At 72.8% G+C, this 13,910-nt stretch carries 13 protein-coding genes; 12 read left to right on the forward strand and 1 reads right to left on the reverse strand.

What is annotated here, in order from left to right; genetic code table 11:
• From IEZ31_RS34585 to pspM, 12 genes are all read left to right on the forward strand, one after another.
• Entirely contained in the window at positions 1 to 2,598 is a 2,598-nt protein-coding gene (locus IEZ31_RS34585; protein WP_190254268.1) for an FtsK/SpoIIIE family DNA translocase, read from the forward strand.
• A gap of 344 nt (positions 2,599 to 2,942) precedes the next feature.
• Positions 2,943 to 3,857, forward strand: a complete 915-nt coding sequence (locus tag IEZ31_RS34590; RefSeq protein WP_268241711.1) for an AEC family transporter — start codon at positions 2,943 to 2,945, stop codon at positions 3,855 to 3,857.
• Between the two features lie 8 nt (positions 3,858 to 3,865).
• Positions 3,866 to 4,459, forward strand: coding sequence for a helix-turn-helix transcriptional regulator (locus IEZ31_RS34595; RefSeq protein ID WP_190254270.1), 594 nt, complete (start codon positions 3,866 to 3,868; stop codon positions 4,457 to 4,459).
• Between the two features lie 31 nt (positions 4,460 to 4,490).
• Complete coding sequence (locus IEZ31_RS34600; protein WP_190254271.1) at positions 4,491 to 4,946, forward strand: DUF3291 domain-containing protein; 456 nt, start codon at positions 4,491 to 4,493, stop codon at positions 4,944 to 4,946.
• A gap of 50 nt (positions 4,947 to 4,996) precedes the next feature.
• Entirely contained in the window at positions 4,997 to 6,439 is a 1,443-nt protein-coding gene (gene rimO, locus IEZ31_RS34605; protein ID WP_190254272.1) for a 30S ribosomal protein S12 methylthiotransferase RimO, read from the forward strand.
• Positions 6,436 to 7,056, forward strand: coding sequence for a CDP-diacylglycerol--glycerol-3-phosphate 3-phosphatidyltransferase (gene pgsA, locus IEZ31_RS34610; protein ID WP_190254273.1), 621 nt, complete (start codon positions 6,436 to 6,438; stop codon positions 7,054 to 7,056). The genes rimO and pgsA overlap by 4 nt, the downstream gene beginning before the upstream one ends.
• Entirely contained in the window at positions 7,053 to 7,556 is a 504-nt protein-coding gene (locus IEZ31_RS34615) for a CinA family protein (protein ID WP_190254274.1), read from the forward strand. Before pgsA ends, IEZ31_RS34615 begins: the two co-directional genes overlap by 4 nt.
• Positions 7,557 to 7,652: 96 nt before the next feature.
• The gene (locus tag IEZ31_RS34620) at positions 7,653 to 8,180 is read left to right on the forward strand and encodes a helix-turn-helix domain-containing protein (RefSeq protein ID WP_190254275.1); all 528 of its coding nucleotides are present in this window, start codon (positions 7,653 to 7,655) and stop codon (positions 8,178 to 8,180) included.
• Between the two features lie 394 nt (positions 8,181 to 8,574).
• Entirely contained in the window at positions 8,575 to 10,332 is a 1,758-nt protein-coding gene (locus IEZ31_RS34625) for a substrate-binding domain-containing protein (RefSeq protein ID WP_229836103.1), read from the forward strand.
• A 15-nt stretch (positions 10,333 to 10,347) separates the two neighbouring features.
• Positions 10,348 to 11,157 (forward strand): hypothetical protein, encoded by an 810-nt coding sequence (locus IEZ31_RS34630; protein WP_190254277.1) that lies wholly within the window; start codon positions 10,348 to 10,350, stop codon positions 11,155 to 11,157.
• Between the two features lie 158 nt (positions 11,158 to 11,315).
• The gene (locus IEZ31_RS34635) at positions 11,316 to 12,176 is read left to right on the forward strand and encodes a PspA/IM30 family protein (protein ID WP_190254278.1); all 861 of its coding nucleotides are present in this window, start codon (positions 11,316 to 11,318) and stop codon (positions 12,174 to 12,176) included.
• Positions 12,177 to 12,205: 29 nt separating this feature from the next.
• Entirely contained in the window at positions 12,206 to 12,964 is a 759-nt protein-coding gene (gene pspM, locus IEZ31_RS34640) for a phage shock envelope stress response protein PspM (RefSeq protein WP_190254279.1), read from the forward strand.
• A gap of 3 nt (positions 12,965 to 12,967) precedes the next feature.
• On the opposite strand, the gene IEZ31_RS34645 is transcribed toward pspM, so the two are convergent.
• A complete protein-coding gene (locus IEZ31_RS34645) occupies positions 12,968 to 13,756 on the reverse strand; it encodes a hypothetical protein (protein ID WP_190254280.1) in 789 nt (262 codons plus the stop codon).
• Between the last annotated feature and the right edge of the window lie 154 nt (positions 13,757 to 13,910).

The raw sequence follows: 13,910 nt of genomic DNA on the forward strand, positions 1-13,910 counted from the left end.
ATGGCGGGCCGCACCTCCCAGGCCGGCCGCGGCGGAGGCGCGTCCAACGCCCGCGGCGGTTCGAACACGCGTGCGACCAGTTCGGCGGCGAAGCGGACGCCGCCGCGGGCCCGCACCACGTCCGCGACGCCGGCCCGCACGCGGGCGGCGACCCCCCGGGTGACGCCGACCCCGGTGCGGCGCCGGCGCACGGGCGCCGTCGTGGCCACGCCGCTCGGCCTGCTCGGCCGGGGCATGATCGCGGTCTGGATGGGCATCGCGCACGGTGTCGGCTGGGGCGCCCGCGCCATCGGCCGCCAGGCGGCCAACGCCCGCGACCTCGACCCCGAGCACCGCCGCGACGGCGCCGGCCTCGGGCTCATCGGCCTCGCGGTGCTGCTCACCGCCGCGCTGTGGTTCCAGGCGGCCGGGCCGGTCGGCCGCTGGCTGGCCGGGGTCTGCCACACGTTCATCGGCGCCACCTCGGCGGCGCTGCCCGTGCTGCTGCTCATCGGCGGCATCCGCGTGATGCGGTCCAACCCCGACGACGAGCACCGCGGCCGCGGCATCGTCGGCTGGACCGCGCTCTCGATCGGCATCACCGGCCTCCTGCACCTGGCCGCCGACAGCCCCACCAAGCCGCCGCAGATGGACCGGGCGGGCGGCCTGCTCGGCCGGGCGGGCGGCGGGCTGCTGGAGATGGCCGTGACCGCCTGGGTCGCGGTGCCGCTGCTCCTGCTGCTGTCGGGCTTCGGGCTCCTGGTGGTCACGTCGACCCCGATCAGCCGCATCCCGCACCGGTGGCGCCAGCTGCGCGACCTCGCGCTGGGCCGGGTCGAGGACCCGACGCTCGCCAGCGACGAGGAGGAGTTCGAGGAGCTCTACGACGAGCCCGAGCCGAAGCCCCGGCGCAGCCCGTCCCGGCGCCGGCAGGGCGCGATGCCGCACCCGCTCGACGACGACTCCGCCGAGGCGGGCCGCGGTGTGCTGTTCGACGAGGCCGCGCCCGACCTGGTCCCCGACCCGGTCCACGACACGGTCGTGCTCGACCGGGTGGCGCCGCCCGCCAAGCGCAAGAAGGCGAAGGAGCCGCCGGAGCACTCGCCGCTGCCGACGCGCGCCGAGCAGCTCGCGCTGACCGACGCCGACTACAAGCTGCCGCCGCCGACGCTGCTGGGCACCGGTGACGCGCCGCGCGGCCGGACGCGGGCCAACGACGAGGTGATGGCGGCGCTGCAGGGCGTCTTCGAGCAGTTCGGCGTCGACGCGCTGGTCACCGGCTTCACGCGCGGGCCGACGGTGACGCGCTACGAGGTCGAGATCGGCCACGGCGTGAAGGTCGAGCGGATCACGGCGCTGTCGCGCAACATCGCCTATGCGGTGAAGTCGCCGGACGTGCGGATCCAGAGCCCGATCCCGGGCAAGAGCGCGGTCGGGGTGGAGATCCCCAACCCCGACCGGGAGAACGTGGTGCTGGGCGACGTGCTGCGGTCGCGGCCGGCGACGTCCGACCATCATCCGCTGGTGGTGGCGCTGGGCAAGGACATCGAGGGTGGCTACGTGCTGGCCAACCTGGCGAAGATGCCGCACATCCTGATCGCGGGCGCGACGGGGGCGGGCAAGTCCTCGTGTCTGAACAGTCTGCTGGTGTCGTTGCTGACGCGGTCGACGCCGGACGAGGTGCGGTTGCTGCTGGTGGACCCGAAGCGGGTCGAGCTGACCAGCTACGAGGGGATTCCGCACCTGGTGACGCCGATCGTGACCAACCCGAAGAAGGCGGCCGACGCCCTCGAGTGGGTCGTGCGCGAGATGGACATGCGTTACGACGACCTGGCCGCGGCCGGGGTGCGGCACATCGACGACTACAACCGGAAGGTTCGGGCGGGCCAGATCACGGCGCCCCCGGGCAGCGAGCGCGTGATCCGGCCCTATCCGTATCTGCTGGTCGTGGTCGACGAGCTGGCCGACCTGATGATGGTCGCGCCGCGTGACGTCGAGGACTCGATCGTGCGGATCACGCAGCTGGCCCGCGCGGCCGGCATCCACCTGGTGCTGGCCACGCAGCGGCCGTCGGTGGACGTGGTCACGGGCCTGATCAAGGCGAACGTGCCGTCCCGGCTGGCGTTCGCGACGTCGAGCCTGGCCGACTCGCGGGTCATCCTGGACCAGCCGGGTGCGGAGAAGCTGATCGGGCGCGGCGACGCGCTGTTCCTGCCGATGGGCGCGTCGAAGCCGATCCGCATTCAGGGCGCGTGGGTCTCCGAGACCGAGATCGCCGACGTGGTGAGGTTCTGCAAGGACCAGCGCGAGCCGGAGTTCCGCCCCGACGTGCTGGTCAAGGCCGAGGAGAGCAAGAAGAAGGTCGACGAGGAGATCGGCGACGACCTCGACCTGCTGCTGCAGGCCATCGAACTGGTGGTGACCAGCCAGTTCGGCTCCACGAGCATGCTGCAGCGCAAGCTGCGCGTCGGCTTCGCCAAGGCCGGCCGCTTGATGGACCTGATGGAGACCCGCGGCATCGTCGGCCCGTCGGAGGGCTCGAAGGCCCGCGATGTGCTGATCAAACCGGACGAGCTGTCGGAGGCGCTGGCCGCCCTCCGCGAGGACGAGGACGCTTAACGCGCCCCTGGGTCCCCGGCCCGGCTTCCGGGTTCGTTGTCCGTCTGGTCCTGCGCTGTCGGCCCGGGACCCATCGGCGTGATCGCCGGGCTTGTCGGTCGTCATCAGGCAGCGGCTGCGGTGACCTTCGCCGGCCCGAGCATCTAGAGACGTTGGTCGATCTACCCTCTCGCATCGAGATCATTTGAGGGTAGATCGACCAACGTCGAACGGGTTGCCCGGCGTCGCGCGTCCTCGGGTGTGTGGTGCGTCTCAGCGGCGGCGGGTGGGAGTCGTCCGGTGCCCGTGGTTGGGTGGTCCACGGCGGTGAGCGGCTGTGACCCGGGGCGGTTGACGCGGTGCTGGTGGCGTTTGTGCCCATTTGGGCGTTGACCGCGGTCGGGTTCGTCGCCGGGCGCACCGGAGTGCTCGGAGCGGGCGCGGTTGACGTGCTCGGGCGGTTCGTCTTCTACGTTGCCATGCCCGCGGCGCTGCTCGACACGCTCACCCGGCAGCCCGTCGGCGGGGCCGCGGGGCGGGGCATCGCCGCCTTTGTGTGCGCCACGCTGCTCATGGGGGCGGGCGGGTTCCTCGCGGCGCGGTACGTGTTCAAGCGGCCGCTCGCCGAGCAGACCGTCGCCGCTATGGCGTCCGGGTACGTCAATGCGGGCAACCTCGGGATTCCGGTCGCCGCGCAGGTGCTCGGCAACGCCTCGTTCATCGCCGTCGTGCTGCTGATCCAGACCGTGATCCTGACGCCGATCATTCTCAGCACGCTCGACTTCGCGCAGGCCGAGCATCCGGGTGGGCGGTGGCGGCGGCTGCTCACCGTGCCGTTGCGGAGTCCGGTGCTGCTCGCCTGCCTGTCCGGGGTCGTGCTCGGCAGCCTCGGCGTGCGGCTGCCGAAGCTCGTCGCCGACGTGGTGGGGCTGCTCGGGGACGCGGCGGTGCCGTCGGCGCTGGTGGCGCTCGGGCTGTCCTTGGTACCCACGCGAAATCCGGACGCAGAAGCGCGCCGGCCCGTCGAGGTCGGGCTCGCCGTGTTCCTGAAATCGTGCCTGCAGCCCGTCGTGTGCCTGGTCGTGGCGCGGGTCGGGTTCGGGCTCACCGGCTGCGACCTGCTCGCGGCGGTGCTCTGCTCGGCGCTGCCGACGGCGCAGAACACGTTCGTGTACGCCCGGGCCCACGGGGTCGACGGGACCTATTCGCGCGACGTCATCGTGGTCTCCACGGCCGTGTCGATGGTGACCCTGACGGTGGCGGCCACGCTGCTGCAATAGTTGTCGGCGTGGAAGTCGAGTCGCTGGCGGTGCTGGGCGAGCCGCAGCGCCGGGCGGTGTACGAGCACGTGGCCGCGGCCGCCGAGCCGGTGAGCCGCGACGAGGTCGCTGCCGCGCTCGGGATCGGGCGGAACCTGGCCGCGCACCACCTCGACAAGCTGGCCGAGGCCGGGCTGCTGGAGGTCTCGTTCGCGCGGCGGGCCGGGCCCAGGGCCGGGCGGCCCGCCAAGGTGTACCGCCGGGCGCCCGTGGAACTCTCCGTGAGCCTGCCGCCGCGCGGGTACCGCGTGCTGGCCGAGGTGTTCGCCGACGCGGTGGAGGAGGTCGGCGCGGAGCCGGCGCTGTACGCGGCCGCGCGCAAGCGGGGGGAGCGGCTCGCGGGGGAGGGTGCCGCGGAGGAGGTGCTGCGGCGGCTCGGCTACGAGCCGTTCGAGGACGGGGAGGTCTGGCGGCTGCGGAACTGCCCGTTCGACGGCGTGGCACGGACCCACCCCGGGGTGGTCTGTGGCGCGAATCTTGCGCTGCTGGAAGGGGCTCTTGGCCCCCGGGTCCGCATCGACCCGCGACCGGACGGGTGCTGCGTCGTCGTGGACCGGGATTAAAAACAATAGACGTTTGTTTTAGACTCCCCGCATGACCTCACACCTCGCGCAGCTCAACGTCGGCCGCCTGCTCGCGACCAAGGGCGACCCCCGGGTGGCCGCCTTCTTCGGCGACCTCGACCGGATCAACGCCATCGCCGACGCCTCGCCCGGCTTCGTGTGGCGGCTCGTCGACGACGGTGGGGCCGATGCGACCTCGTTGCGCCCGTTCGGCCCGGATGTCCTGGTCAACCTGTCGGTCTGGGAGAGCCTGGACGCGCTGCGCGAGTTCACGTTCCGGAGTCCGCATCTGGAGGTCCTGCGAAGGCGGCGCGAGTGGTTCGAGCCCTACGGCGACGTCTCCGCGGTCCTGTGGTGGCTCCCGGCGGGGCACATCCCGACGCCGACGGAGGCCGGGGAGCGGCTCGACCTGCTGCGACGCAACGGCTCGACGCCTGACGCGTTCAGCTTCCGTGACCCGTTTCCCGCCCCGATCACGGCGGGTTAGGGCAGGATCCGCCCGGCAAATTGTCAGTCCCGGTCGGTACCCTCGACAGCATGTCCACCAACGCTGACCGTCGCGTAGCCCTGCTCACACTGGGCTGTGCCCGCAACGAGGTGGACTCCGAGGAGCTCGCCGCGCGCCTGGCCGAGGGCGGCTGGTCCGTCACCACCGACGGCACCGACGCCGACGTCGTGCTCGTCAACACCTGCGGGTTCGTCGCCAAGGCCAAGCAGGACTCGATCGACACGTTACTCGCGGCGGCGGACACCGGCGCCAAGGTGGTGGCGACCGGCTGCCTCGCCGAGCGCTACGGCGAGCAGCTGGCGGGCGAGCTGCCGGAGGCGCACGCGGTGCTCGGCTTCGACCACTATCCGGACATGGCGGCGCGGCTCGACGCGATCCTCGCCGGCGAGACGATCGCGTCGCACGCACCGCGCGACCGGCGCACGCTGCTGCCGATCAGTCCCGTGCAGCGGCGGGCGGCGGCCGAGACGGTCGTCACACCCGGCCACCTGCCGGCGCACCTGCGCGGCGTGCTGCGGCAGCGGCTCGAGTCGGGGCCGGTCGCGCCGCTCAAGCTCGCGAGTGGCTGCGACCGGCGGTGCTCGTTCTGCGCGATCCCGTCGTTCCGCGGCGCCTTCGTGTCGCGCACGCCCGACGAGGTGCTCGCCGAGGCCGAGTGGCTGGCCCGCGCCGGCGTCCGCGAGCTGGTCCTCGTGAGTGAGAACTCGACGTCATACGGCAAGGACCTGGGCGACCCGCGCCTGCTGGAGAAGCTGCTGCCCCAGCTGGCCGAGGTCGACGGCATCGTGCGGGTGCGCGTGTCGTATCTGCAGCCGGCCGAGACCCGCCCGGGCCTGGTCGAGGCGATCGCCACCACGCCCGGCGTCGCGCCCTACTTCGACCTGTCGTTCCAGCACTCCAGCGAGCCGGTGCTGCGCCGCATGCGCCGGTTCGGCTCGACGGAGCGCTTCCTCGAGCTGCTGCAGACCGTGCGGCAGCTCGACCCCGAGGCCGGCGCACGCAGCAACGTCATCGTCGGGTTCCCCGGGGAGACGCGGGCCGACATCGACGAGCTTGCGCGGTTCCTGACCGAGGCGCGGCTCGACGCGGTCGGCGTGTTCGACTACAGCGACGAGGACGGCACCGAGGCCGCCGACCTGCCGGACAAGGTCTCCGCAGGGACGATCAAGAAGCGGTATGACTGGATGAGCGCCCTCGCCGAGGAGCTGTGCGCGCAGCGCGCCGGCGACCGGGTGGGGTCGATCGTCGAGGTGCTCGTCGACCAGATCGAGGACGGCGAGGTGGAGGGCCGGGCCGCGCACCAGGCGCCCGAGGTCGACGGCTCGACCACGCTCGTCGCCGGCGCCGGGCTGGACCCGGGCGTGCTGCGCCCAGGCGACTTCGTGCGCGCCAAAGTCACGGAAAGTATCGGCGTCGACCTGGTGGCGGTGCCGATCGAGATGATCAGTCCGGCTGTGAGCTTCCGGCCATGACGCCGGTCAAGCCCGTTCCGTTGCTCAACGCGGCCAACGTCCTCACGGTCGCGCGGATGGTGCTCGTGCCGGTGTTCGTCGGCTGCGTCGTCGCGAGCGGCATGACGCGCGACGGCTGGCAGCTCGCGGCGGGCATCATCTTCGTCATCGCCTCGGCGACCGACTACGTCGACGGCTGGATCGCCCGGGCGCACAACCTGGTCACGTCGTTCGGCAAGGTCGCCGACCCGATCGCCGACAAGGCGCTCACCGGCGCGGCACTCGTCCTGCTGTCGATCTACGACGAGCTGCCCTGGTGGGTGACCGTGGTCATCCTGGTCCGCGAGTGGGGCGTGACCGCGCTGCGGCTCTGGGTGATCCGGCACGGGGTCATCCCGGCCAGCCGGGGCGGCAAGGTCAAGACGGCCCTGCAGATCCTGGCCATCGGGTGGTATCTGACGCCACTGCCCGACGGCCTCGCCGCCGTCGGCCCGTGGCTGATGTTCGCCGCCGTGGCGGTGACCGTCGTCACAGGTGCCGACTACGTCCTACGTGCGATCCGCCTCCGGCGATCGCCGTTACCCTTTCCCGGCCCGGCGCCGGCCGTGGCGCCCCCGGCGGACGAGCCGGTCGCATGACGAGCGACACCGAGACGATCCTGACGACGCTCGCCGCCCGCGGTGAGACGCTCGCGGTGGCCGAGTCGCTGACCGGCGGGCTGCTGGCGGCCGCCTTCGTGGAGGTGCCGGGGGCGAGCCGGGTGTTCCGCGGGGGCATCGTGGCGTACGCAACAGCCCTCAAGGCGACACTTCTCGGTGTGCCCGCGCCGTTGCTCGACGCACACGGCCCGGTCGACCCGTCGGTGGCGGCGGCGCTCGCCGCCGGGGCCCGCGAGCGATGCGGCTCCGACTGGGCGGCGGCCACCACCGGAGTGGCCGGGCCCGACCCGCAGGCTGGTCAGCCGGTCGGGCGGGTCTACGTGGCGGTCGTCGGGCCACCGGCGGCGCACGGGGAGCCGGAGCGGGTCGAGGTGCGCGAGTTCACCCTGGAAGGTGACCGGCCGGCGATCCGCCGGGGGGCCGTGCGGGCGGCCGTTGACCTGCTGGCCGAGACCCTCGCGGTCACCCTCACCCCTTGATAACCGCGGGGCGGGGTGTCGATCGGCTCCACACCAGGTACCGTGACGGGTACCAGTTTTCGCGGTCTTGCCAGCTGCGTCAGAGGGGGTGCCACCGTGCTGCTTCGTCGAGTCATCGGTGACGCGCTGCGAGCGCGACGGCAGGCCCAGCACCGCACGCTGCGCGAGGTGTCCACGGCCGCCAACGTGAGCCTGGGCTACCTGTCGGAGATCGAGCGCGGCCAGAAGGAAGCATCGAGCGAGCTGCTGGCCGCGATCTGCGAGGCGCTGGGCGCCGCGCTGTCCGAGGTCCTGCGTGACGTGAGCGACACGCTGGCGCTGTCGGAGGACCTGCCACCGGTGCTGGTTCCGGTCGGCGCCCCCGACTCCGCGTCGCAGTCCGCCGCCTCCCCGGTCGCCGCACCCGGGTCGTCCGACGAGGCCGCCGTGCCCGCCGTGGAGCCGGCGGCGGCCGCCGCGTCCGCGGGGCCGGAGGCGCGGCTGAACCGTGGGACGCCGAAGGCCAAGATCTCGGCCGACGCGAAGCTGTCGGTCGCCGTCCACCACGACGGGCCGCTGCGCACCACCCTGCGTGCGAGCCGCGGGCCGATCGACCGCGAGCGCGAGGTCGTGTACGCCGCCTGACCGAGCTTCGGTCGCCGGTCTGGCCACCGCCGTTCTCTCTCCGGGTGTCGGCCGACGTCCTCTTCCGTGATGTGTCGGCGGACGTCCTCTTCCGTGATCACGAGGCGCCGGCAGCCGCCGTTCTGTTCCGTCGTGGGGCGCCGGCCCGCCGCCGTCCCGTCCCGCCGTGCGGTGGCGTGCGCGGGGCGCGACTTCCAGCCGGCGGTGCTCGGCCGCATGAGGCAAGGTCAACCGGGTGGCCGGGGGGCACCGGGCGGCTCGACCGCACCTGCCACACTGGTGCAACGCCGGGCACTCGGCGCACCGGCAGGCTTCTCGCGGAGGCGGACGAACCGTGACCTTCCCGGCACCGAACCAGCGGCGGCGTAGCCCCTTACCGATCATCATCGCGGTCGTGGTCGGTCTGGTCGCGATCTGCGGCGTCTACTTCGTGCTGACGTCCACCAAGGACGGCGACGAGCCGGAGGCCAACCCGCACCGGGACGGCTGCATCACGCTCAACATCGCCGCCTCCAGCGAGAAGGCCGCGCTCCTGCAGCAGATCGCCAAGAGCTACATCCAGGACGACCGGCGGTTCGACGGCAAGTGCGCCGATCCGGTCGTGACCTCGAAGGCCTCGGGCGCCGCGCTCGACGCGCTGGCCGCGGGCTGGAACGCGGACAAGGACGGGCCGGTGCCGCAGGTCTGGACGCCGGCGGCGTCGTCCTGGGTGTCGTTGCTGAAGCAGCGGCTCGCCGCCGGTGACAAGGGCACCCTCGTGCCGGACGGGAAGCTGCCGACGGTCGCGCAGTCGCCGCTGGTGCTCGCGATGCCCAAGCCGATGGCGGAGGCGCTCGGCTGGCCGTCGAAGCCGATCGGCTGGAGCGACGTGCTCGGGCTCACCAACGACCCCAACGGGTGGGGCTCGAAGGGGCACCCGGAGTGGGGGCGCTTCAAGCTCGGCAAGACCAACCCGCACTACTCGACGTCGGGGCTCAACGCCACGGTCGGCGCCTACTTCGCGGCGACCGGCCGGTCGACCGACCTCACCGACAAGGACCTGTCGAACGCGGGCGTGCTGCAGTACGTCAAGTCGGTCGAGTCCGGCGTCGTGCACTACGGCGACACGACGCTGACGTTCCTGTCCAACCTCGCCGCCGCCGACCAGGCGGGGCGCGGCATGACGTACGTGAGCGCGGTCGCCGTCGAGGAGAAGTCGGTCTACGACTACAACCAGGGCAACCCGACCGGCGACCCGGCGCTCGCGGGCAAGGGCCCCAAGCCGCGGGTGCCGCTGGTGGCGATCTACCCGAAGGAAGGCACGCTGCTGTCCGACCACCCGTACGTCGTGCTGACGAACGCGAGTGACGAGCAGAAGGCGGCCGCCAACGACTTCCTGGGGTACGTGAAGGACTCCCAGCAGCAGAAGCGCTTCACCGACCTGGCGTTCCGCACGTTCGAGGGCAAGGGCGGGGCCGGTCTGAGCACCGCGAACGGGCTGCTGCCCGACGCGAAGTTCACCGTCATCGACCCGCCGGCGCCGCAGGTGCTGGAGAAGGCCCTGACGACGTGGGACGCCCAGCGCAAGCGGGCCAAGGTGCTGCTCGTGCTGGACGTGTCCGGCTCGATGAACACCGACGCCGGCAACGGGATGTCCCGCATCGAGCTGGCCAAGAAGGCCGCGCTGCAGTCGCTGACGCTGTTCGCCCCCGACGACGAGGTCGGCCTCTGGACGTTCTCGACCGAGATCAACGGGGCCGCGACGCCGTATACGGAGCAGGTCCCGATCGGCGCGCTGTCGGCCAACCGGGCGCGGCTGGAGCAGGTCGTCAAGTCGCTCAGCGCCGAGGGCGGTACCGCCCTCTACGCGACGACGCGGGCGGCCCAGAACAAGGTCGCGGCGTCGGCCGACCCGAGCCGCATCAACGCGGTCGTGGTGCTCACCGACGGCAAGAACGAGTACCCGAAGGACAGCGACGTCGACGGGCTGATCCGCGACATCGACACCTCCGAGAAAGAGATCCCGGTGCGCGTTTTCACCATTGCGTACGGCGGGCAGGCCGATCTGGGCGTCCTGCAGCGGATCTCGTCGGCGTCGCGGGCGGCGGCGTACGATGCCAGCGATCCGACGACGATCGACAAGGTTCTGGTCAACGTCCTGAGCAACTTCTAGGGCACACTTACGGGCGTGGGCGTCAAGGAGCAGCTGACCGAGCCGTGGGGCCTCGTCGCGGCCGGCATCCTGGGCGGCATGGGCGGGGCGGTCGCGGCCGCGCTCGCCCCGGCCGGCCTGCTGGTCGGCGTGCCGGTGGGGCTCGCCGTCGCGGGCGCCGTCTACGGCATCCGGGTCGGGCTCGGCGCGATGACCGACCGCGGCGGCTCCACGCGCCCGCAGGTCAAGCCGGCGGCCAACCTGCCGTCCCCGCCGCGGGGCAGCGACGCCGAGCGGTGGCTGCGCCGGGCCGAGGCCGCCGTCCGCACGCTGCGGCAGCAGTCGGAGGGCTCGCCCGACCCGGTCCTGCGCGGCCAGATCGGCGAGGTCGACGACCAGGCCGCCGCCGCGCTCGACGACCTGGCCCGCTTCGCCGGGCAGGTCACCCTCATCGAGCAGTCCGCGGCCCGGATCAACGCGCCGCAGCTGGAGCAGGACCGCGGCCAGCTGCACCGCGGGCTGCGCGGCGTGCCGGCCGGGCCGCTGCGCGAGGAGCGGGAGCGGGCGCTGCGGGCGATCACCGACCAGCTCGACGTCGCCCGGCGGCTGCGCGAGGCCCGCGAGATGCTGCTCGCCCGGATGCAGGCGGCGGTGCTGGGCCTGGAGGGCCTCGTCGCCCGCATGTCGGAGCTGCTCGCCCTGCACGCCACCACGGCCGGCGGCACGTCGCTCACGGCGTCGCGGGTCGCGGAGCTCACCAACGATCTCGAGGGGCTGCGTGCGGGCCTCGCGGAGGCGGAGCAGCTGTCGCGCTCCGCGCTCTCGGGTGGAGGTGAGGGAAAGTGAGGAGGGGCGGCCCTGAGATCACCCTGAGTTGCGTGAAGTTTCACCCGGTTTGACCGTAATTTCCGGGGGTTTGCCCTCAACGTGGGCGTGACGCTCTAGCGCGCGCCTGACACGATGGAAAGCGCACGTTCCTGTGCAGGCCGAGAGAGGACCGCGAAATGGCGAATCCGTTCGCTAAGGGCTGGAAGTACCTCATGGCGCTCTTCGGGGCCAAGATCGACGAGTATGCCGATCCGAAGGTGCAGATCCAGCAGGCGATCGAGGACGCGCAGCGTCAGCACCAGGCGCTGGTGCAGCAGGCCGCGGCCGTGATCGGCAACCAGCGGCAGCTCGAGATGCGGCTGTCGCGGCAGATGTCCGAGGTCGAGAAGCTGCAGGGGTCGGCCCGCCAGGCGCTCGTGCTCGCCGACAAGGCGCGCGCCGAGGGCGACGAGGCCAAGGCCACGCAGTATGAGCAGACCGCCCAGGTGTTCGCCACCCAGCTGGTCGCCGCCGAGCAGGGCATGGAGGACCTCAAGACCCTCCATGACCAGTCGCTCAACGCCGCCGCTCAGGCGCGCAAGGCGGTCGAGAACAACGCCATGATGCTCCAGCAGAAGCTCGCCGAGCGCACCAAGCTGCTCAGCCAGCTGGAGCAGGCGAAGATGCAGGAGACGGTCGCCAAGTCGCTGGAGTCGATGAGCGGCCTCGCCGCCCCCGGCAACACCCCGTCGCTCGACGAGGTGCGCGAGAAGATCGAGCGCCGCTACGCCAACGCGATGGGCCGCGCCGAGCTCGCCTCCAACTCCGTCGAGGGCCGGATGCTCGAGGTGCAGCGCTCGACGCTCGACATGGCCGGCAGCTCCCGCCTGGACCAGATCCGCGCCAGCATGGCCGGCGAGAAGCTCGCAGCCACCCCGGAATCGCCCGCCGTCTCGGCGCCGACCGGGCAGAAGGACGCGAGCGTCGCCCGCCTCGACGAGATCCGGGCCAGCATGAACAAGGACAAGGCGGCGGGAGACTCCGCCAGCGCGAGCTGAACCTGAGCGAACCCCGGGGGGCGGGCACCATGGCCACGGCACGGACCAAGCACCTGAAGCGACTGCGGAGGCTGCACCGCTCCGCGCGGGGCTGGTCCGTGCGGGCCGGACTGCTCACCGGTGCCACGGCAGTCCTCGTGCCGTACAGCGGGCTCGGCCTCCCCGACGCGTTCTGGGCGGCGGGAGCGGGTGGCTCCATCGCCATCGCGGTCTGGCGGTGGCTCGACTACCGCGCCTTCCGCCGGCTCCCCGTCCCCGAGGAGCCCGACCCGGCGCTGGTCGGCGCGGCCGCCCGCGAGAAGCTCGTCGGCCTGGTCCAGCGGTTCCCGGCCGGCAAGACCGTGCTGTCGGAGTTCGACCGCCAGCGCGAGGCGTTCCGGCTGCGCGGCCTGACGGTGGCGGAGCCGTGGAAGCGGCTCGACCGGGCCTCGGCGATGCTCAGCGGCCTGATCGGCCGGCTGGGCCCGGCCGCCGAGGCCGCCGTGCTCGACGCCACCGTGGCCGAGCAGTCGCTGCGCGACCTGGCACAGCGCACGGCGTCGGTCGAGCGGGCGATGGGCCTGGGCCCGGCGGGTGAGTCGCTGCGCCCGGCGCACGCGATGCTCGCGGCCCAGCTGGAGCAGGGCGTGACGGCCTACGAGCAGTTCGTCACCGCCGCGGCCGGATGTGTCGCCGAGGACAGCGCCACGGTCGGCAACCTGACGGACGCGACGGCGTTCCTGCGCGGCGTCGCCGAGGGCCTGGCCGACCTGCGCACGGCCCCGAACCCTCGGCCCCAGCCCGCTTAGGCCCTACTCGTTGGGCAGCAGGTAGCGCCAGCTGGCGCGGATCAGCTTGCCGTCCACCAGGCGGTAGGCGGGCCAGGCGCCGCGCTGGTCCAGGTCGCGGGTGAGCACCCGGACGACGGCCCGGGCCGCGTCGCCGTCCAGGTCGGCCTTGCGCAGCCCCTCCGCGTCGGCCGCGGGCATCGTCACCTCGGCCGGCCAGGCCACCGCGTCGAGGACGTCGTCCTCCGCCGGTGCCGCCACCATTCGCACGCGCGCCGCCAGATACGGCTGGGCCTTCGTCGACACCATCTTGTGGACCGTCGCCAGGCGGTCACGGGCGTTGTACAGCACGTCGGCGTACAGATGATCGTTCTTCGTCTCGTCGAGGGCCTCGGCGCTGAAGGAGAGCACGCCCGCGTCGGACCACACGGAGACCTTGGTGACCGGGGCGTCGACGACGGTCGGCGTCGCCGTCGGCTTCTTCTGGGCGCCGGCCGAGCGCAGGTCGCCGGCCAGCCCGGACGCCAGGGACTGGAGCTGGTCGGCGTCGAGGCGCGCCCGGTATGCGGCGTCGGCGATCGCCTCGCCGTCGCCGTAGACGACCAGGCGCGGGGCGCGGAGGGCGAGCATGCCGGGGCCGGTGAAGCCGCCGGCGAGCTCCCAGGTCGCGAGCGCGGTGTCGGCGGGCGGGAGCACGGCCGGCGACTCGGTCAGCGTGACCCCGGGCGCGCTGTCGCAGGCGCCGAGCAGGGTCGCGACGAGCGACGCGCCGGCCCCGCCGAGGAGCCCTCGCCGGCTCAGCCGGTGGTCCACCGCGGCCCCGCGGTCGTCGTGCCCATCGCTCCTCCCCAGAAACGCACCGGCTTGCACGCCCGCCGGAAAGCCCTCACCGGAAGACCCCGCGAGCGGGCCCGGCGGTCCGCAGGCGTGCCACCAAGACCCTACCGGGTGCCCGCACGGGGTTTTC

Source organism: Dactylosporangium sucinum (assembly GCF_014647515.1).
Classification (GTDB): Bacteria; Actinomycetota; Actinomycetes; order Mycobacteriales; family Micromonosporaceae; genus Dactylosporangium; species Dactylosporangium sucinum.